General features: G+C 64.2%; 15 protein-coding genes. 6 read left to right on the forward strand and 9 right to left on the reverse strand.

Going from position 1 to position 19713, the window contains the following annotated elements; translation table 11 throughout:
- Window positions 1-212 precede the first annotated feature (212 nt).
- From V3330_RS19315 to V3330_RS19340, 6 genes are all read right to left on the reverse strand, one after another.
- The gene (locus tag V3330_RS19315; protein WP_354697105.1) at window positions 213-1943 is read right to left on the reverse strand and encodes a hypothetical protein; all 1731 of its coding nucleotides are present in this window, start codon (window positions 1941-1943) and stop codon (window positions 213-215) included.
- Window positions 1944-2094: 151 nt separating this feature from the next.
- Entirely contained in the window at window positions 2095-3507 is a 1413-nt protein-coding gene (locus V3330_RS19320) for an NAD(P)(+) transhydrogenase (Re/Si-specific) subunit beta (protein ID WP_354697106.1), read from the reverse strand.
- On the reverse strand, window positions 3507-3794 hold the full coding sequence (locus tag V3330_RS19325) for an NAD(P) transhydrogenase subunit alpha part 2 (RefSeq protein ID WP_354697107.1): 288 nt from the start codon (window positions 3792-3794) through the stop codon (window positions 3507-3509). Before V3330_RS19325 ends, V3330_RS19320 begins: the two co-directional genes overlap by 1 nt.
- A gap of 63 nt (window positions 3795-3857) precedes the next feature.
- Window positions 3858-4988: an NAD(P) transhydrogenase subunit alpha gene (locus V3330_RS19330; RefSeq protein WP_354697108.1), complete on the reverse strand. Its 1131-nt coding sequence runs from the start codon at window positions 4986-4988 to the stop codon at window positions 3858-3860.
- 65 nt (window positions 4989-5053) lie between these two features.
- On the reverse strand, window positions 5054-5737 hold the full coding sequence (gene murU, locus V3330_RS19335; protein ID WP_354697109.1) for an N-acetylmuramate alpha-1-phosphate uridylyltransferase MurU: 684 nt from the start codon (window positions 5735-5737) through the stop codon (window positions 5054-5056).
- Window positions 5725-6729 (reverse strand): aminoglycoside phosphotransferase family protein, encoded by a 1005-nt coding sequence (locus tag V3330_RS19340; protein WP_354697110.1) that lies wholly within the window; start codon window positions 6727-6729, stop codon window positions 5725-5727. The genes murU and V3330_RS19340 overlap by 13 nt, the downstream gene beginning before the upstream one ends.
- Window positions 6730-6870: 141 nt before the next feature.
- Here V3330_RS19340 and V3330_RS19345 point away from each other — a divergent pair, with 141 nt between their 5' ends.
- The 6 genes from V3330_RS19345 (at window position 6871) to V3330_RS19370 (ending at window position 14196) form a co-directional block, all read left to right on the forward strand.
- Entirely contained in the window at window positions 6871-7317 is a 447-nt protein-coding gene (locus V3330_RS19345) for an SUF system Fe-S cluster assembly regulator (protein ID WP_354697111.1), read from the forward strand.
- Between the two features lie 28 nt (window positions 7318-7345).
- Window positions 7346-8806 carry a Fe-S cluster assembly protein SufB gene (gene sufB / locus V3330_RS19350; RefSeq protein ID WP_354697119.1) on the forward strand — a complete coding sequence of 487 codons (1461 nt, stop codon included), beginning with the start codon at window positions 7346-7348 and terminating at the stop codon, window positions 8804-8806.
- A 185-nt stretch (window positions 8807-8991) separates the two neighbouring features.
- Window positions 8992-9768 (forward strand): Fe-S cluster assembly ATPase SufC, encoded by a 777-nt coding sequence (sufC, locus tag V3330_RS19355; RefSeq protein WP_354697112.1) that lies wholly within the window; start codon window positions 8992-8994, stop codon window positions 9766-9768.
- Between the two features lie 6 nt (window positions 9769-9774).
- Window positions 9775-11166: a Fe-S cluster assembly protein SufD gene (sufD, locus tag V3330_RS19360; protein WP_354697113.1), complete on the forward strand. Its 1392-nt coding sequence runs from the start codon at window positions 9775-9777 to the stop codon at window positions 11164-11166.
- A gap of 1 nt (window position 11167) precedes the next feature.
- Window positions 11168-12469 (forward strand): aminotransferase class V-fold PLP-dependent enzyme, encoded by a 1302-nt coding sequence (locus V3330_RS19365; protein ID WP_354697114.1) that lies wholly within the window; start codon window positions 11168-11170, stop codon window positions 12467-12469.
- Window positions 12466-14196, forward strand: coding sequence for a tetratricopeptide repeat-containing sulfotransferase family protein (locus V3330_RS19370; protein WP_354697115.1), 1731 nt, complete (start codon window positions 12466-12468; stop codon window positions 14194-14196). Before V3330_RS19365 ends, V3330_RS19370 begins: the two co-directional genes overlap by 4 nt.
- A gap of 66 nt (window positions 14197-14262) precedes the next feature.
- On the opposite strand, the gene parC is transcribed toward V3330_RS19370, so the two are convergent.
- From parC to parE, 3 genes are read right to left on the reverse strand one after another with little or no spacing between them, the layout of a single operon-like run.
- Complete coding sequence (gene parC / locus V3330_RS19375; RefSeq protein ID WP_354697116.1) at window positions 14263-16515, reverse strand: DNA topoisomerase IV subunit A; 2253 nt, start codon at window positions 16513-16515, stop codon at window positions 14263-14265.
- Window positions 16508-17143: an RraA family protein gene (locus V3330_RS19380; RefSeq protein ID WP_354697117.1), complete on the reverse strand. Its 636-nt coding sequence runs from the start codon at window positions 17141-17143 to the stop codon at window positions 16508-16510. Before V3330_RS19380 ends, parC begins: the two co-directional genes overlap by 8 nt.
- Window positions 17144-17183: 40 nt before the next feature.
- Window positions 17184-19067: a DNA topoisomerase IV subunit B gene (parE, locus tag V3330_RS19385; RefSeq protein ID WP_354697118.1), complete on the reverse strand. Its 1884-nt coding sequence runs from the start codon at window positions 19065-19067 to the stop codon at window positions 17184-17186.
- Between the last annotated feature and the right edge of the window lie 646 nt (window positions 19068-19713).

A 19713-nucleotide genomic window follows, 5' to 3' on the forward strand; every position in this document is an offset into this window, starting at 1 on the left:
CTCCTGTCCCAACGGCTTTACTGCTTCTGCACGGGCGCACTGTTGGGGCGTGGCAGTGAACCGCTTCAGACGGGCTGGTTTGGCCGAGTGGCCTCGTCGGCTCGTCGAAATGGCTCCTGTCCCAACGGCTTTACTGCTTCTGCACGGGCGCACTGTTGGGGCGTGGCAGTGAACCGCTTCAGACGGGTTGGTTTGGCCTGACGGCCGCCCCTTTATTTGAAGGTCATTCGGCTGGTGATGTGGATGCCTTCTTCGCTGAAACTCATTCGGGTATCGGTGCGGCCGGCCATGGCTTTGTAGGCTTGCCGGGCGGCTTCGGCGAGGCCGTGGATGGGACCGGGCTCTTCGTCGGGTCCGGCCTGGAATTGCGCCATTTGATCTGAGAACCGGTCGGTGTACTCCAGGTACGTTTCCGTGTCGTAATTCATCGACAGGAAGGTTCCTCCGGGTTCGCTGTCCTCGTCGAGGTAGTCCGCCAGGCGGGCCTCCTCGCCGGCGCCAACCGAAAGACCGATGGCGCTGTCGCTGAGGGCGGCGAACGCGACCACGCCGGGCAGGGGTATCATGCTCGCCGGCAGGCGGGCGGGCGGTGCGCCCGGGGTGAGTTGCAAGGCCGCGAGGTCTGGCAGGAACATCTGCGCCATGCCCACGAACATTTCCGGCTGTTCGACGTGGATGGCCATCACCCCCTCGACCTGTTCAGCCTGGGCGGGATTGCTGCCGAGCCGATTCAGGCTGATGCGAAGTCCCTCGAAATTGTTGACCAGAGGAGGGATCGGCTGGTTGAGCTGGGTGTACATTTTGCGCGCCGCGTCGTTCAGTTCCTGGAGGTGCTGGCAACGGTAGGGCGCTTCCGCCACGGCCGCGGTCCTGCCGCGCAGAAAGTCGCGCAGGGCGCCGACCTTGAGGCCGAGCGCGAACTCCAGCACGCCGACGGAATCCGGGTCGGCCTGGGGGACCCGAGCCACCAGACCCGCCAACTCGGCGGCCAGGCCGGGTTCGGCTTCCACCACCAGTTCGTAGCCCACCGAGTCGGAAGTCAGTTCGGTCAGGCCGCTGTGTACCCGGGGCGCCTGACTGACGATCTGCCGGATCTCTTCGCGGCACATCGGTCCGAGCTGCGTGGAGACGTCGATCCCGGCGTCCATCAGCGCGCGTCCGGAGACGGATTCACTGCTGAACAACTCATCGGTCAGAGCCAGCAGGTCGAATGAACCGGTGCCGTACGGCGTATAGCCTTGCCGTTCGTTGATGGCCTGGAGGCGCTCGGCGGCGTCGGATTCCGCGGGCATGGACTGTCCCAGCAGGTGCGGCAGAAGCTCGCTTTCGAGGCTGGCCGGAAAAATACCGATGGTCAGCTGATTGTCGAGTATCGCGATGTAAATGGCGCCTCCGCGTCCGGCGCCGGTGTCATCGCTGGCGGGCAAGCGCCAGTAGCCCGTGCCCTGGTGGTCGAGCTGCGGGGCCGCGATTCCACCGGCATCGAGAATGCGCTGGATCGTCGCGCGCAGTCGCGTCGCGTCGCTCAGTCCCATGCGAAAGACGGGAAAGGCGCCCATGCCGTAGAGCGCTCGCGGGGCCTGCAGGTCCAGACCGAGTTCTTCGAGTCCGGACCGGTTCAACTTGCCGTCGAACTCGTTGACCAGGGCGAGGATGACCGGATCCAGCGAGTGGTCTGAAGTTGGCGCGGACGCCAGTGCCTGACGCGTCGAGGTCAATTCCCGCTGCAGTACATCCAGCACCGGTTGGGCGCGCTGGAGGTAACTGTCGATGATCTCATCGGGTATCGGCTGCAGATTGGCCGACAGATAGGGCGTGCCCGCGGGGACATGCGCCAGCAAATCGTTGTCGACGCCGGAATCGATGAAGGTGTCGTCGCGGCCGCAGGCTGCCAGGATCAGCATCGATGCGGCAGCGGCCGCCAGGGTACGGGTATGAAGCATGGTTTTGACCTGAAACTTTGTGTTAAGGTGTTTTACCACAGTACAACACTAGATACAACCGGACAGGACCTGTCCGGCCGCGCTGTTCAGCGGGCCGGACAGATCGTCCTGGAAGGGATCGGAGCCGGAGCCTTGACGGCACCGGGCGGGATCAGATGGTCTTGACGCCGGCGATCAGCTTTTGGGCGACATCCTGGGCGTCGCCGTAGCACATCCGGGTGTTTTCCTCGAAGAACAGCAGGTTTTCGATGCCGGAGAAACCGGTGCCCTGGCCGCGTTTGATCACGAACACGTTACTCGCCTTGTCGGCATCCAGGATGGGCATGCCGTAAATCGGGCTGGAAGTGTCCTTGCGGGCCGCCGGGTTGACCACGTCGTTGGCGCCGATGACCAGCGCGACGTCGGTGGTCGGGAACTGGCTGTTGATGTCTTCGAGATCGTAGATCAGATCGTAGGGCACGCCCGCCTCGGCCAGCAGCACGTTCATGTGCCCGGGCATGCGGCCGGCGACGGGGTGGATGGCGAAAGTGACCTTCACGCCTTTTTCGATCAGCAGTTGCGTCAGTTCCCAGATCTTGTGCTGCGCCTGCGCGACGGCCATGCCGTAGCCGGGCACGATGACCACTTTTTCCGCATAGGCCATGGTGATGGCCGCGTCGGCGGCATCGATGGCCTTCATGCTGCCGCTGACTTCCACGCCGCCGCCACCGTCGTCACCGGTTCCGAAACCGGAGAACAGCACATTGCTCAGCGGCCGGTTCATGGCGTGGGCCATGAGTTGGGTGAGCAGGGTACCGGCCGAACCCACCACGATGCCGGCGATCATCATCGCCGGGTTCTGCAGCACGAAGCCCTCGAAACCCACAGCCAGTCCGGTCAGGGCGTTGTACAGGGAAATCACCACCGGCATGTCGGCGCCGCCGATGGGAATGGTCATCAACACGCCGACCAGCAAAGCCAGCGCAAAGAAGGCGTAGAACGTGCCGGCGGAGAACTCGGAGCGGGCCAGCAGAAAGCCCAGTACCAGCAGCGCGAGGAAAATCAGACCGTTCAGGGCCTGCTGGCCCGGGAAACGGTAAACCTTGCGCATCCAGCCCTGCAGCTTGGCGAATGCGATCAGCGAACCGGAAAACGCGACGGTGCCGATCAGCGCACCCAGCACGGCCAGTTCGCGGGCCGCGAAGGCCTCGTGGGTCAGGCCGGCGCCGGTGAATACGCGCAGCAGTTCCACCGCGGCGATCGCGGCCGCGGCGCCACCGCCCATGCCGTTGTACAGTGCGATCATCTGCGGCATGTCGGTCATGGCCACCCGCTTGCCCGACCACCAGGCCAGAATGCCACCGACAAAAATGGCCGTGGTCATCAGCAGGTAGTTGTGCATCTGCGGTTCGGCGAAGGTAATCACCGTCGCGACCACCATGCCGATGCCGGCCCAGATGACGCCGCCGCGCGCGGTGCGCGGATGGCTCATTTTTTTCAGCCCGGAAATGAACAGGATGGCGGCGATAAAGTAGCTGGCCTGGATCAGCCAGTGCGCCACGCCTGGAGACAGGAAGTCGCCCATCAGCCTTCCTCCCTGCTGGATTTGAACATTTCGAGCATGCGTTCGGTGACCACGTAACCGCCCACGGCGTTACCGGCGCCGAGCAGCACGGCAATGAATCCGATGACCTGTTCGGCCACGGTGGTGGCGTGGCCCAGCGCGACCATGGCGCCAACCAGAACGATGCCGTGGACGAAGTTGGAGCCCGACATCAGCGGTGTGTGCAGGATGGTGGGTACCTTGGAGATCACTTCATAGCCGGTGAATGCGGCCAGCATGAAGATGTATAGCGCGACAAATCCTTCCATGCGTGTTTCCTGTGCGTTGTTGCCGGAGGGTCGTTCCCGGTCGGTCGTTGCCTGGGTTCGGGCTCAGCCGCTGCGGCCGAGCAGTTTGGCCGTGCCTTCGTGCACCAGCTGGCCTTCATGGGTCAGCAGGCAGCCGGCGATGACTTCGTCTTCCCGATCGATGGTCACGCCGTCGTCCTGCAACAGCAGTTCCATCAGGTTGAGCAGATTCTTGGCGTACATCTCGCTGGCGTGAATCGGGGCCTGGCTGGCCAGGTTCAGCGGACCGTCGATGGTGACTGCTCCGTGGCTGACGGTTTCGCCGGGCCGGGTCAGTTCGCAATTGCCGCCGGACTCGGCGGACAGATCGACGATGACCGCGCCCGGCTCCATCCCTTCGACCATGGCCTGGGTAATGATTTTCGGCGCGGGCCGGCCGGGCACGGAAGCGGTGGATATCACGACGTCCGCCTTGGCCAGATGCTGAGCGAGCTTGTCCGCCTGCTGCTGCTTTTCCTCGTCCGTCAATTCACGGGCATAACCGCCTTCGCCTTCTGCGTTCACGCCGGTATCGATCATTTTCGCGCCCAGCGATTCGACCTGCTCGCGCGCCGCGGCACGGATGTCGTAGGCTTCCACGCGGGCGCCCAGCCGGCGTGCGGTGGCGATGGCCTGCAGGCCGGCCACACCGGCGCCGATCACGACAACGGTGGATGGCCGCAGCGTGCCGGCGGCCGTGGTCAGCATCGGAAACAGCCGCGGCGCCAGCGAGGCTCCGCGCAGTACGGCCTTGTACCCAGCCACGGTGGCCTGGGAAGAAAGCACGTCCATGCTCTGGGCGCGGGTGATGCGCGGCACCAGTTCCATGGCCAGGCACGCCGCCTTGCGTTCGTTCAGCGCGTCGACGGTTTCGGGTTGCCTGTGGGCGAAGATCTGACCCATGGTCACCGCGTTCTCCCGCAGTGATGCCAACCGGGCCGGCTCGGGCGCCTGCACGAACAGAACGATGTCCGCCTGCGCGACAATCGCATCGGCGTCGTCGAGAATTTCGGTGTCGGCGTACTGGCTGTCGGCGAATCCCGCGGCATCGCCGGCGCCCCGTTCAATCAGCACGCGAATTTCCCGGCCCGCCAGCTTGCGCGCACTGGCCGGGTCCAGAGCCACGCGGCGTTCGCCTTCAGCGCGCTCCTTGAGCACCGCCACGGTCAAGGTCATCGATTGTTCTCCATAGGTGGGATCGCTTGGCAGTCGTTAATCTTGAAGGGTGCCCCGCGTAAAAATCAAGCGCTTGTCCCAGAGGGTTTGGCCGTTGCTTCTGCGCGCACGGCCTCGAGACGTTCCGGGCTGCCGACGTCCAGCCACGTGCCGCGATAACATTCGCCCGTCACCAGGTGGGTGTCGATGGCGTGGCGCAACAGGGGAACAATCGGGAAGCGTCCGGGCTCACAGCCGGCGAACAGGCGCGGATGGTAGACGGCGATGCCGCTGAATGTCAGGCAGGGCGAGCCGGCGTTGCGCACGCGTGCGCCCTGCAGGGCGAAGTCGCCATCGGGGTTGTGCGGAGGGTTTGGGACCAGCACCAGGTGTGCCTGGTCGCACTTGATCGCGCGCAGTCGTGCCAGGGGGTAGTCCGTCCAAAGGTCGCTGTTGACGACCAGGAACGGCCCGCCACCCAGCTGCGGCAGAGCCTGAAAAATACCGCCGCCGGTTTCCAGCGCGTCCGGCGGTTCCTCCGAGAAGTGGATGCCGAGGCCCCAGCGGCTGCCGTCACCGAGCACCCGGGGCAGTTGCTCACCGAGGTATCCGTGGTTGATGACGATTTCGCGGAAACCGGCCTGAGCGAGACGTTCGATGTGCCATTCGATCAGCGGCTTGCCGGCGACCTCGATCAGGGGTTTGGGGGTTCGGTCGGTCAAGGGGCGCAGCCGCTCGCCGCGGCCGGCGGCCAGGATCATGGCGCGCATTCGGTTTTCTCCAGCAGACGTGCGAGCCCGGACAGTTCCGGATAGGCGGGCACGACGTCCAGCAGATATTGGTAGAAGCGGGGAATCATCTCCAGGTAGCCCGCCCGCCGGTCGCGGTAATGAAGGCGGGCGAAAATACCGACGATCTTGAGGTTTCGCTGAATACCGGTGAGGTCGACCCAGCGTGTCCACTCGGTGGCCGATAGGGGCAGTCCACCGGTGCCGAGACGCTGGCGCATGTCCTCCATCCAACCCTCGATGCGTGGACGCGGCCACGGAATGTAACGGTCCCATACCAGCGAGGCGAAGTCGTAAGCGACGGGGCCGGAGACCGCATCCTGAAAATCGATGATGCCGGGTTGGCTGTTCCGGCGGAGAAGCAGGTTGCAGGAATGAAAATCCCTGTGCACGAAAACCCGTGGCTGATCGGCGGCAGCAGCGAGAAGGACGCTGCACGCCGATCGCCAGGCGGCTTGCTCGCTGTCTGCCAGGCCGGCCTTCCGGTGGCGGGCGAGATACCAGTCCGTGAACAGGTCGAGCTCGGTTTGCAGCAGTGAGTGGTCATATGCGGGCAGTCCGGAATGGTCGACATCGCTGGCCATCCGGCCAAGGAGGTCGAGCAGGCCCGGGATCAGCCGTCCGGCGGTTCGGGGGCTCAGGGCATCGCGGTACAGCCGGTCGCCCAGGTCTTCGACGAGACCGAAGCCCTGTTTCAGATCGAAGTGTTCGATGCGCGGGGCGCCCAGGCCCGCCTCAAGGAGGCGATTGGCGACATCGAGAAACGGGTGGGAATCCTCCTGTCCGGGAGGCGCATCCATCAGAATCAGCGGCCCCCGGCGGGTCAATATGCGGAAATACCGCCTGAAACTCGCGTCGCCCGACACCGGCGCGGGTTCACCCGGCGGTTCGCCGAGCACCGATGCCGCCCAGTGCAGCGCGGCTGCGAGCCGGGCATCGTTGGTACGGGCTTTGGATTGGGTTGGTGGTGACATCGGCGTCATTCTGCCGCAATGCGGCCGGACATGGTATCGGCCCGGGAGCCGTGGCTGGAGAACGGATTCGGGGACCCGGCTTGAATCAGGACTGATATGGTACTATTTAAATCCTGACGACACCTGATGCGAGGCCGGCTCATGCTGCGGATTTCCAAGCTCACGGACTACGCCATCCTGATGATGGTGGAGCTGACGCGGGAAAACGAGATGCTGAGCGCGCACGTTCTGGCCGAACGGGTGCACGTGGAAACGCCCACGGCGGGCAAAGTGCTCAAACAATTGGCGGGCGCGGGGCTGGTTGAATCGTTTCGCGGCGCCAACGGTGGGTACCGGGTGACCCGCGGCGCGGACGAAATCAGCGTCGCTGAAGTCATCGCGGCCATCGAAGGACCGATCGCGATGACCGAATGCAGTGTCGAACCCGGCCTGTGCCACCAGGAGTCCAGCTGTAATCTGCGCGGCAACTGGCAGCGCATCAGCGTCGCCGTGGCGCGGGCGCTGGAAGCCGTCACCCTGGCAGAAATGTCCGCGCCCGCGCAACGTCCGCAAGAGCCGCTGCGCATCATGACCCTGCATACGGCCTGAAGGAGGCCCCGTGAACACCGAAACCACACTGACAGCCGAAGCGGATGCGGGCGGATCGTCCGTCGATCCGTTCGTGCAGCGCAAATACCGCCACGGATTCGTCACGGATATCGAGGCGGAGGGGTTGCCACCGGGGCTGGATGAGGGCGTCATCCGCTGGATTTCCGCACGCAAGGACGAACCGGAATGGCTGTTGGAATGGCGTTTGAAAGCGTATCGCCACTGGTTGAAAATGCGCCAGCCCGACTGGGCGCACCTGAAGATCGACCCCATCGACTTCCAGGCGATTTCCTATTTTTCCGCGCCGAAGTCCGACAAGGACCGTCCGCAAAGCCTGGACGAGGTCGATCCCAAACTGCTGGAGACGTACGACAAGCTCGGCGTACCGCTGCATGAACGTGCCCGCCTGGCCGGAGTGGCCGTGGACGCGGTGTTCGACTCGGTGTCCGTGGGCACGACCTTCCGCGAGGAACTGAAGAAAGCCGGGGTGATTTTCTGTTCGTTCTCCGAGGCGGTCAGGGACCATCCGGACCTGGTGCGCCGCTATCTGGGCAGCGTGGTGCCCACGCGTGACAATTACTTCGCGGCCCTGAATTCCGCGGTATTTTCCGACGGAAGTTTCGTATTCGTGCCGGCCGGCGTGCGCTGCCCGATGGAACTGAGCACCTATTTCCGCATCAACGCGGCGGAAACCGGACAGTTCGAGCGAACCCTGATCGTGGCCGAGGAGTCCAGTTACGTCAGCTACCTCGAGGGCTGCACGGCGCCGATGCGGGACGAGAACCAGTTGCACGCGGCGGTGGTGGAACTGGTGGCGCTCGACGACGCCCAGATCAAGTACTCGACCGTGCAGAACTGGTACCCGGGCGACGAGGAAGGGCGCGGCGGTATCTACAATTTCGTCACCAAGCGGGGTGATTGCCGGGGTGACCGGTCGAAAATCTCCTGGACCCAGGTCGAAACCGGGTCGGCCATCACCTGGAAGTATCCTTCCTGTGTGCTGCGTGGCGAACGCTCGGTCGGCGAGTTTTACTCGGTGGCCCTGACCAACAACTATCAGCAGGCGGATACCGGGACCAAGATGATCCACCTGGGCCCCGATACCCGCAGCACCATCATTTCGAAAGGCATTTCGGCCGGTCGCGGGCAGAACAGTTACCGCGGCCTGGTGCACGTGGGGCGCAAGGCCGAGAACGCGCGAAATTTCACCCAGTGCGACTCCATGCTGATCGGCAAGCGTTGCGGCGCGCATACCTTTCCCTACATCGAGGTGAGCAATCCGACTGCCCGGATCGAGCACGAGGCGACGACCTCGCGGATTGGTGAGGACCAGTTGTTTTACTGCCTGCAGCGAGGCATTTCCGAAGAGGATGCCGTGTCGATGATCGTCGACGGCTTCTGCAAGCAGGTGTTCCGCGAATTACCGATGGAATTCGCCGTCGAGGCCAAGGCTTTGCTGGAAGTGAGCCTCGAAGGCGCGGTGGGCTAGGACGCCGGGGGCCTGGAAACACTGGAAAGGTCCCGAATCCCGCTCGTTCCGTGAGCTCGGGATTCCGGCCTCCAGACCAGCGACCCACACACGGTAGCCCAGGCCCCGGCGGCTGCGACAAGCACCGGCCTTCCATGGCCGGAATCACAGCGTAGACAACAGTATTGAACAGGATGATGACCCGAATGTTACAGATCCGAAATTTGCATGCCGCGGTGGACGGCAAGGAAATCCTCAAGGGCGTGGACCTCGAGGTCAATGCCGGCGAGGTGCATGCCATCATGGGCCCCAACGGCTCGGGAAAAAGCACCCTGGCCAACGTGATCGCGGGCCGTGACGGTTATGAGGTCACGGCGGGAGAGGTGCTGTACCAGGGCGAAAACCTGCTGGACTGGGCGCCCGAGGAACGGGCCTGCCGGGGTATTTTCCTGGCTTTTCAGTACCCGGTGGAAATCCCGGGCGTGAACAACACCTATTTCCTGCGGGCCGCCCTGAACGCGCACCGCAAATTCCATGGTGAACCGGAACTCGATTCCATGCAGTTTCTGCAGCGTGTCCGGGAAAAACTCGAAGTCCTTCACATTGACGAGGATCTGCTGCATCGGGCGGTGAACGAGGGATTTTCCGGCGGAGAGAAAAAGCGCAACGAGATTTTCCAGATGGCCGTGCTCGAACCCCTTCTGGCGGTGCTCGATGAGACCGACTCCGGTCTCGATATCGACGCGCTGCGCACCGTGGCCGAGGGCGTGAATCGCCTGCGCAGCCCGGAGCGCGCGATGATCGTGGTGACCCATTACCAGCGGTTGCTGGAGTACATCGTGCCGGATCGCGTGCACGTTCTGGCGGACGGACGCATCGCCGCGAGCGGTGGCAAGGATCTCGCCGTCCAGCTCGAGGAACGCGGTTACACCTGGCTGGAAGAGGGTGGCATCGGCGAACTGGAATCGGCGGCGGAGGCCTGAAACATCATGGGCGATACCCAACCCACGCAGCTTCGCAGTGGTAACGTTTCCCCCCTGGTCCAACGCTGGGGTGAAACTCTGACCGAGCTGCGGCCCGCGTCCGGAGAACCCGGATGGCTGGCCGAAATCCGTACCCGGGCAGCGGACGCGTTCCGGCGCAACGGCCTGCCGGGCAACAAGGACGAGGCCTGGAAATACACCTCGCTGCGCCGCCTGGAGGAACTGGATCCCGATCTCGGTGGCACAGACCCGGCGAGCGCAGGTCATGACGCCGGGCCACCGCTGCCCGGCCTGGCGGGATTCGGTTTCCGCTGGAGCGGAGGCCGGATCGATTTTCGTGACACGCCGGCACCCGAAGGCGTGACGATCGAGCATGTCGAAGACGCCCTGGCCGGTGGCAACGAGCCGGTCAAGGATCAGTTGAAAAGCCTGTTCGAATCCATCGAGTTCGGTAGCCGTGCCCGCGCCTTCGAAGCCTTGAATACCGCTTTGCCCGGTCCCGGCGTCGTCATTCACGTGGCGGCCGGTGTGGACGCCGGACGTTGCGTCGCGGAATGGGACCTGCCATTGGCGGCGGAATCCGGCATGCACAACCCCCGGCTGTACGTCGTGCTCGAGGCGGGTGCCCGTCTGGAACTGATCGAACAGCACGGCGGCGAGCCGGCCCGCTCCGGCTCTGCGCACCGTGATGTGGCGCAGGGGCTGAATCTGCTGTTTCGTGCCGAGCTGTCCGAGGCTGCCGTGCTGCAGCACGTTCGGATTCAGAACGAAGACAATGACGGCATCGTGCTGACCTTCGCCGGGGTAAGACAGGCCGCTTCCAGCCGCTACCGCTTCAGCGGCTTCGATACCGGCGGCGGGCTGGTGCGTCACGCCATCGAATGTTTCCTGCAGGGCCCGGGGGCGCAGGCCGAAGTTCAGGGCGCGTTCGTTACCGACGGAGAACGCCACGTGGATTACCACGTTTGCATTGATCACCAGGCGGCGGATTGCAGCAGTGATCAGTTCTTCCGCGGTGTGCTCGGTGGCCACAGCCGGGGCGTATTCAACGGCAAGGCCGTGATTCGGGCCGGTGCCGATGGCGCGAGCGTGCGCCAGTCCAACGCCAATCTGCTGTTGTCGCGGGAAGCGGAAATCGATACCAAACCGGAACTCGAAATCCACGCCGACGAAGTCGAGGCCAGTCACGGCGCCACAGTGGGTCAACTGGATGAGAATGCCGTGTTCTACCTGCGCAGCCGCGGCCTTTCCGAAGCTGCCGCCCGACGTATCCTGACCACCGCCTTCTGCCGCGCGGTCGCAGATCGGCTGGACGATCCCGGCATGAGCGAAGCGGTGGCCGGACTGCTCGAACGCGCGATGCCACGAGAGATGCCTGAGACGGCGCCGGAGAAATGACATGACTGCTGAAACCGGTCTGGCTCCCGAATCGACGACTGCCCCGGCGGCCTCGTCGGCGATAACACCGTCCAACGGCGCACCCGAATTCGATATCGACCGGGTGCGGCGGGACTTTCCCATTCTGCAGCGTGAGGTCCACGGCAAACCGCTGGTGTATCTCGACACGGCGGCTTCCGCGCAGCGGCCGCAGGCCGTGATCGATGCGGTGTCCAACTTTTATCGTGAACACAACGCCAACGTGCACCGCGGCGTGCATCTGCTGAGCCAGGAAGCCACCGATGCGTATGAAGATGCGCGGCGGGTGCTGGCGCGGTGGATCCATGCGGAATCGGAACGTGAAATCGTGTTCACCCGCGGCACCACCGAATCCGTCAACCTGGTGGCGCAGAGCTTCGTTCGCCCGAGGGTGGGGCCGGGCGACCAGATCGTCATCACCCACATGGAGCACCATTCCAACATCGTGCCGTGGCAGATGGTCTGCGAACAGACCGGTGCCGAACTGGTCGTGGCGCCCATCGACGAGCGCGGTGAACTGATCCTGGATCGGCTCGAGGCCCTGCTCGGCCCGCAAGTGAAAATACTGGCGCTCGTGCACACCTCCAATGCGCTGGGAACGGTCAACCCGGTGCAGGAGATTTGCGCCATGGCGAATCGTCACGGTATTCCGGTGCTGGTCGATGGCGCCCAGGCCATGCCTCACGGACGGGTGAACGTGCAGGAACTCGATTGCGACTTCCTGTGCCTTTCCGGTCACAAGATGTACGGACCGACGGGCATCGGCGCCCTGTGGGCGCGCCAGCAATGGCTGGAGGACATGCCGCCCTACCAGGGCGGCGGTGAGATGATCCGTACCGTGACCTTCGACAAGACCGAGTACAACGATGTGCCCGCGAAGTTCGAGGCGGGTACGCCGAACATCGCCGGCGGCGTCGGCCTGGGCGCGGCGGTCCGTTATCTCGACAGCCTGGGCATGGAGGCCATCGCCGCGCACGAGCACGAGGTGCTGGAATACGGCACCGAACGCCTGCTGGCTGTCGAGGGTCTGCGCATCATCGGTACCGCGCGGAACAAGGCCGGTGTGCTCAGTTTCACCATCGAGGGCGTGCACCCGCATGATCTCGGCACCCTGATCGACCACTACGGCGTGGCGCTGCGAACCGGGCACCACTGCGCGATGCCGGTGATGCAGTTCTTCGGCGTGCCCGCAACCGCGCGTGCGTCGCTCGGTCTGTACAACACCAAGCACGAGATCGACATTCTGGCCGACGCGCTCGAGCGCACGGTCCAGATGCTGCGGTGACCGATTCCGGCGGCACACCGGCAGGCGGCGCGGTGGCCGCTACCGGGTGGTTCCGGCAGGCCGTGCAGTCCCATCGGGCCGGCGATACCGGGGCGGCACTGCAAGGGTGTGACCGGATCATCGACCTGGCGCCGTCGAAACAAGCCCTGGCCGCCGCCCACAATCTGGCGGCCGTGGTTCTGGCCGGGCAGGGCCGTCTGATTTCCGCCGCCCACCACATCGCCCTGGCTTTGGATGCCTGTCCCCGGGATCCCCGACTGCACGCACATTCGGCCCGGATTCAGCGCTCCCTGGGGCGTTACGCCGCCGCGGCCGAAGCGGCCCGTTCGGCATGCCGGCTGGAACCCCGGTCGGGGACGCGCCGTTACGAACTGGCCCACATCCTGCGCCGGGCCAATGCGCCGGCCGAAGCGTCCAACGAAACGCTGGATGAAGCGGAATCCCTGGTTCGCGATGTCTCCGGCCGGGACACCAGCCTGGCGAACGAAGCCAGCCTTCTTCTCGCCGAGATCATGCTGGACCGCGGTGAACCGGAGAAGGCAGCGGACTGCCTGCGCGCCGTGGTCGACCGTGATCCCGAACAGATTCGGGCGTGGGCGATGCTGGCGGAATTGAAAAACGGGCCGCATACCGGCCCGGAGGCGGAGCCGCCGCTGGAACGCCTGGCGGACACCGCTGACGATCCGGAGGACCGGGCCACGGCCCTGTTCGCTGTGGCTCATCTGAAGTTGGGGCGGGGCGAGGATTCGCCGGCTTTCCAGTGCCTGCGCCAGTCCAACGCGCTGCGCGCGGAGGCGAATCCGTTCGACCCGGAAGCCTGGGAGCACCGTGTCGCGGTCGAGACGAAGTTTGCGGCGACCCGTCACCCGGGTGCGGAAGCCGGGGGTGTTGCCATCCATTCCGCCGGGGGGCGAGCCGCCACGGGAAGCGGCGGTGAAGACCGGGTGTTCGTGGTCGGCATGCCCCGTTCGGGCACCACGCTGTGCGAACAGATGCTCAGTGCGCACCGGCAAATATTCGGAGCCGGCGAACTCACGGCCCTCGAGATCATTCAGGCCGAACTTCTGGGACAGCAATCGGGGGAGTCGTCCGTGCACAACCCGGCGTGGACGCTGGAGACCGCCCGGCAGGCCTACCTCGACTGCGTGCCGCCGCAGGCCGGCGGTCACGCGCGCGTCGTGGACAAGGCACCGCGCAACTTCGAACGCATGGCGCTGATGTTCGACCTGTTCCCGCGCGCACGGGTCATCTGGATGCTGCGCCATCCGCTCGATACCGTCCTTTCCTGTTTCATGCAGGATTTCGGGCCGGGCCAGGGGTTCAGCAACCGGCTGGAGGACATCGCACGGGTTTACGCGGGCCATGCTCGCTTGCTGCGATCGGCTCTGCGGCGCTGGGGCGAGGCGATCGAGCTGGTGATCTACGAGGACCTGGTCTCACGGCCCCGGGAGACCGCGAATCACCTGGCGGCCTTTCTCGAAGTGCCGTTCGATCCGGCCATGGGGCATCCGGAACGCAACCGGAGGCGGGCTTACACCGCGAGTTCCGAGCAGGTCCGGGTACCGGTGAACGCCCGGTCGGTGGGCCGGTGGGAGCGGTTCCGCGGCGAACTCGAGTCAGTGAGCAAGTGGCTGGCGGGGGAGGGGCTGGTCGAAGCGGACGGCCGCAGCCGGCTGTTGGCGTACCTCGAAGAGGACTCGACTGCCGGGCCGCGCTCTGGTGCCTGAGCCAGTCTGCCGGCGCCGCACGGACGTTGACGATCCGGATTCGGCCCGAACGGGGTCTTCGGGCTGTCAGTCGCGGGCGACTTCGATGCGGGTCACCCGCTGGAATCCGCGAGGCAGTTTGCGCCCGCGGTGAGCCCGTTCGCCCCGGAAGTGGTCGATGTCCTTCTCGCCCATGCGCAGGTAGCGTTGCCCGGCCCAGACCAGCAATTCGTCCTTTTCACCGACCACGGCCAGTCCCACGACCTGTTCCTCGCCGGCCTTGAGCCGCTTCGGAGGCACGTTGATCAGCTTGTTCCCCTTGCCCTTGCTCAGTTCCGGTACCTCGGCCAGCGGGAAAGCGAGAAGGTAACCATCGGAAGTGGCGCACACGACCGTGCTGGTCGATTCGGGGTCGATGCAGGCCGGCTCCAGCGGAACCGCTCCCGCCGGCAGTGAGATCATGGCCTTGCCCGCTTTCATCCGGCTGTACAGATTCTCGAGTTCCGTGACGAAACCGTAGCCGAAGGAACTGGCGAGCAGCACTTTGCGTTTCGCATCGCCGGCCAGCGTGTACAGGAATCCGGCGCCGTCCGGCGGACTGAACCGGCTGCTCAGCGGCTCACCGAGTCCGCGTGCCGAGGGTAGGGTATGGGCCACCAGGGCATACGCCCGTCCGGACGCATCCAGGAAGACCGCCTGCTCGTTGCTGCGGCCGGCGGCGCTGTGCTGATATTCGTCGCCGGCCTTGTAGTTGAGGGCCGCGGCATCGATGTCGTGGCCCTTGGCCGCGCGCACCCAACCTGATTTCGACAGAACGATGGTCACCGGTTCGGACGGGATGATCTGTTCCTGCTTCATGGGCTGGGCGGCGCTGCGTTCCACCAGGCGGGAGCGGCGCTCGTCACCATAGGTCTCGGCATCGGCCAGCAGTTCCTTCTTGATCAGGGTTTTCAGGCGCGCCCGCGAGCCCAGGGTGGTCTCCAGGGCTTTACGCTCTTTCTCGAGCTCTTCCTGCTCGCCGCGGATCTTCATTTCCTCGAGTTTGGCCAGGTGCCGCAGTTTCAGTTCGAGGATGGCTTCGGCCTGGGTGCCGGTGAGGTTGAACCGCTTCATCAGAACCGGTTTGGGCTCGTCCTCGGTGCGGATGATGTGGATCACTTCGTCGATATCGAGATAGGCGATCAGCAGGCCTTCGAGAATGTGCAGCCGGTCGGTGACCTGGTCCAGCCGGTGTTCCAGCCGCCGGATGACCGTGTTCATCCGGTAGTCCAGCCATTCGCGCAGCAGCTTCGCGAGGTCCATGACCTGCGGTTTGCCGTTGGTGCCGATAACGTTGAAGTTGACCCGGTAATTGCGCTCCAGGTCGGTGGTCGCGAACAGGTGATTCATGACCTGTTCCAGGTCCACCCTGTTGGAGCGGGGCACAATGACCAGCCGGGTCGGGTTTTCGTGGTCGGACTCGTCGCGCAGATCCTCGACCATTGGCAGCTTTTTGGCCTGCATTTGCGCGGCGATCTGTTCCAGTACCTTGGCCGGCGACACCTGATGCGGCAGCGCCGTGATCACGACCTCGCCGTTTTCGTTCTCCCAGACGGCGCGCATTTTCACCGATCCGTGGCCGGTTTCGTACAGCGCCCGGATATCATCGGCCGGTGTGATGATCTCGGCATCCGTGGGGAAGTCGGGGCCCTTGACGTGTTCGGTGAGGTCGCTGACCGTCGACTTGGGCTGCTCCAGCAGGCGCACGCAGGCACTGACGACCTCGCGCAGATTGTGTGGCGGTATGTCCGTCGACATGCCGACGGCGATGCCGGTGCTGCCGTTCAGCAGTACGTTGGGCAGCCGCGCGGGCAGCAATATCGGTTCCTTCATGGTGCCGTCGAAATTCGGCCCCCATTCCACCGTGCCCATGCCGAGTTCGGAAAGCAGCGTGCGCGCATAGGCGGTCAGGCGCGATTCGGTGTAGCGCATGGCCGCGAAGGATTTGGGATCGTCCGGTGAGCCGAAATTCCCCTGTCCGTCGACCAGCGGGTAGCGGTAGGAAAAGGGCTGGGCCATCAAGACCATGGCCTCGTAGCAGGCCGAGTCACCATGCGGGTGAAATTTGCCGATGACGTCGCCCACGGTGCGCGCGGACTTCTTGTGTTTGGACGTCGCGCTCAGACCGAGTTCGCTCATTGCGTACACGATGCGGCGTTGAACCGGTTTCAGGCCGTCACCGATGTGCGGCAGCGCGCGGTCCAGCACGACATACATCGAGTAGTCGAGATAGGCCTTCTCCGCGTAGTCCTTGAGCGGGATGCGCTCGTGGTCCTCGAAGGAGAGCGTAATATCAGTCATGGCGGTTGCCCTGGTCCGGTCCCATCAGTTTTTCAATTTTTGCGCGGTGGTCGCGCTCCCATTCTTCCAGGCTCTGCGCCGCCGCCCGCGCGGCCCGGCGTTCGGCCTCGGACAGCACGGCCTCGCAGTCGTCGGCCGGGATGGCGATGATGCCTTCCTCGTCGGCGACGATGATGTCGCCGGGATGGACTTCGACGCCACCGCAGCGGACCGCGACATCGATTTCACCGCCACCATCCTTGCGGCCGGGCTTGGGGATTACACCGCGCGCGAACACCGGGAATTCCAGTTCGCGCACTTCGCCGAGATCACGCACCAGGCCATCGACGACGAAGCCGGCGATTCCGTTCTTCTGCGCCACGGCGCATACATTGCCGCCGGAAAGGGCGTATTCCTGGTCACCAGCCTGGGCGACGATGATGGCGCCCCGCGGAGCGCGGTAGATGGCCGCGTGCAGCGCGGTGTTGTCGCCCGGTGCGCAGCGTACCGGGTAGGCCGGCCCGGCCACGTAGGGCATGGGTTGCCACAATGGCCGGATACCGGGATCCATCACGCGGTCGCGCTTGAGCACGTCTGCGAAGTCGGTCGCCAGCAGGTGCTGGAACCGCTCGTATGCGTCGAATTTCATGGTCTGTGCTCCCCGGAGAGGGTGGTCGTCCATTGATGGTTCACAGCGTCGCCAGGTCGCCTTTCTTCTCCAGCCAGGCTTTGCGGTCGGAGGCGCGTTTCTTGGCCAGCAGCATGTCCATGAGTTGGTGGGTGGCGGTTTCGCTGTCCACGGTCAACTGCACCAGGCGCCGGGTGTCCGGGTCGACGGTGCTCTCGCGCAACTGCAGCGGATTCATTTCGCCCAGGCCTTTGAAGCGGGTTTCGGACACCTTGCCTTTCCTGCCCTCCGCCGCGATGCGTTCGTGGATGCCCTTGCGCTCTTCGTCGTCGAGCGCGTAAAAAGTTTCCTTGCCCACGTCGATGCGGTAGAGGGGCGGCATTGCGACAAAAACGTGGCCGGTTTCGACCAGGGCGCTGAAATGCTTGAGGAACAGCGCGGAGAGCAGAGTGGCGATGTGCAGACCATCGGAGTCGGCATCGGCGAGGATGATGATTTTCCCGTAGCGCAGGGCGTTGATCTGGCTGGAACCCGGGTCGACGCCGATGGCCACCGAGATGTCATGCACCTCCTGGTTGGACAGCACCGATTCGGAATCCACCTCCCAGGTGTTCAGGATTTTGCCGCGCAAGGGAAGGATCGCCTGGTATTCCCGGTTCCGCGCCTGCTTGGCGGAACCACCCGCGGAATCGCCCTCGACCAGGAACAGCTCGGTCTGGGCCAGGTCCTGGGAGGTGCAGTCGGCGAGTTTGCCGGGCAGCGCGGGTCCCTGGGTGACTTTCTTGCGCACCACCTTGCGCGCGGACTTGAGCCGCTTCTGCGCATTGGCGATGGCGAGCTCCGCGATGGCCTGCCCGTCCGCGACGTGTTGGTTGAGCCACAGGCTGAAGGCGTCCTTGATGATCCCCGAAACAAAAGTCGCACAGGCCCGTGAGGACAGGCGTTCCTTGGTCTGGCCGCTGAACTGGGGGTCGGCAAGCTTCACCGACAGCACATAGCCGATGCGCTCCCATACGTCCTCGGGAGCCAGCCGCACGCCGCGCGGAAGCAGGTTGTGCAATTCGCAGAATTCGCGCAGTGACTCGACCAGCCCGGTGCGCAGCCCGTTGACGTGGGTGCCGCCCTGAGCGGTGGGAATCAGGTTGACGTAGCTCTCCTGCAACTGGCCGCCCTCGGGCAACCAGCACAGCGCCCAGGCCGCTTCGGAATCGGTGCCTTTCATCTCGCCGGTGAACGGTTTGGCCGGCAAGCATTCCTCCTCGGCCAGTTCCGCGCTCAGGTAATCAGCGAGGCCTTCCTGGAAACACCATTCTTCTTTTTCGCCGGTTTTTTCCAGGGTCAGGCTGACGGTAAGGCCAGGGCAGAGTACCGCTTTGGCCCGTAGCAGATGGCGCAGGCGGGGGATGGAGAAGTTGGCCGAATCAAAGTATTTTGCGTCCGGCCAGAACCGGATGCGCGTGCCGGTATTACGCTGACCCACCGTTCCCAGCACTTCGAGTTCGCCGCTTTTCTCGCCGTCGGCAAAGGCCATGTGGTGCTCTTGCCCATTCCGTTTGACCCACACTTCGAGCCGGCTGGACAACGCGTTGACCACCGAAACCCCCACGCCGTGGAGGCCGCCGGCGAACTGGTAATTCTTGTCGGAAAATTTGCCGCCCGCGTGCAGGCGGGTCAGGATCAGTTCGACCCCGGGGATTCCCTGTTCGGGATGCACGTCGACCGGCATGCCGCGGCCGTCGTCGCTGACTTCGATCGAGCCGTCTTCGCAGGCGGTGACGGCGATTTGCCGCGCATGTCCGCCGAGCGCCTCATCCACGCTGTTGTCGATGACTTCCATCGCCAGGTGGTTCGGGCGGGTGGTGTCGGTGTACATTCCGGGGCGGCGTTTGACGGGGTCGAGCCCGGTCAGGACTTCAATGTCCTTCGCCTGGTATTGGTTGGCCATCAAGAACCCGTTGCGAAAATGCCCTGAGAGGAGAAAGCGGCGTCTGAGCCACCCGCGATATTCGCCGGTTTGCCCCGGCTTTTCAAGCCACCATTCTGCCACTCCTGAGCGGCCGCTGACAGTGCCGATTATCTGCATCCCGCGCAGCACGAGATCCCGTCCAATTTCACTGACAACCGAGGCAACCCCCAGGCTCCTCGAGGGTCTTGTGCCGCAGGTCCAGCCACCTCGATGACACTCATTTCCCATCGCGACCCCGAAATCCAAGTCGATTGGCAGTTCGCCCGGAGGTGGTTTATCCGCTCTTCAAAAATCGAGTTTGGGTGCCACTGATGTCCGCCGCGCACCGTGACATGCCCTTCTAAAACAACCAGGCTCCGGGCTCGCTACTGTTCTTGTCTTGCCCGGAAGTGAACCTTTGCCTCTTGAAAATCAGGGGGTAGGTGCCACTGAGGTCCGCCGCGCGCTGTGACATGCCCCTTCCAGGACACGGTCTACGGCTTCGTTCCCTTACTCATTTCGCTGCACTCAATCCGTGCGGTCACTCTCGCCTGCCCTGCATAAACCCATCCCTGTGTACAGACCGGACACATGGTTAACAGTTTGTTCGGGGACATGGGTAACAGTTTTACATATCTAGAAAATG

It is taken from the genome of Elongatibacter sediminis (assembly GCF_037892215.1).
Classification (GTDB): Bacteria; Pseudomonadota; Gammaproteobacteria; order Xanthomonadales; family SZUA-36; genus Elongatibacter; species Elongatibacter sediminis.

What these genes read in the sequence shown, in the direction of transcription:
- V3330_RS19315 (WP_354697105.1), bottom strand. Translation starts at nt 1,943, where the DNA reads ATGCTTCATACCCGTACCCTGGCGGCCGCTGCCGCATCGATGCTGATC.
- V3330_RS19320 (WP_354697106.1), bottom strand. Translation starts at nt 3,507, where the DNA reads ATGGGCGACTTCCTGTCTCCAGGCGTGGCGCACTGGCTGATCCAGGCC.
- V3330_RS19330 (WP_354697108.1), bottom strand. Translation starts at nt 4,988, where the DNA reads ATGACCTTGACCGTGGCGGTGCTCAAGGAGCGCGCTGAAGGCGAACGC.
- parE (WP_354697118.1), bottom strand. Translation starts at nt 19,067, where the DNA reads ATGGCCAACCAATACCAGGCGAAGGACATTGAAGTCCTGACCGGGCTC.
- V3330_RS19380 (WP_354697117.1), bottom strand. Translation starts at nt 17,143, where the DNA reads ATGAAATTCGACGCATACGAGCGGTTCCAGCACCTGCTGGCGACCGAC.
- murU (WP_354697109.1), bottom strand. Translation starts at nt 5,737, where the DNA reads ATGCGCGCCATGATCCTGGCCGCCGGCCGCGGCGAGCGGCTGCGCCCC.
- V3330_RS19365 (WP_354697114.1), top strand. Translation starts at nt 11,168, where the DNA reads ATGACTGCTGAAACCGGTCTGGCTCCCGAATCGACGACTGCCCCGGCG.
- sufD (WP_354697113.1), top strand. Translation starts at nt 9,775, where the DNA reads ATGGGCGATACCCAACCCACGCAGCTTCGCAGTGGTAACGTTTCCCCC.
- parC (WP_354697116.1), bottom strand. Translation starts at nt 16,515, where the DNA reads ATGACTGATATTACGCTCTCCTTCGAGGACCACGAGCGCATCCCGCTC.
- V3330_RS19340 (WP_354697110.1), bottom strand. Translation starts at nt 6,729, where the DNA reads ATGTCACCACCAACCCAATCCAAAGCCCGTACCAACGATGCCCGGCTC.
- V3330_RS19325 (WP_354697107.1), bottom strand. Translation starts at nt 3,794, where the DNA reads ATGGAAGGATTTGTCGCGCTATACATCTTCATGCTGGCCGCATTCACC.
- V3330_RS19345 (WP_354697111.1), top strand. Translation starts at nt 6,871, where the DNA reads ATGCTGCGGATTTCCAAGCTCACGGACTACGCCATCCTGATGATGGTG.
- sufC (WP_354697112.1), top strand. Translation starts at nt 8,992, where the DNA reads ATGTTACAGATCCGAAATTTGCATGCCGCGGTGGACGGCAAGGAAATC.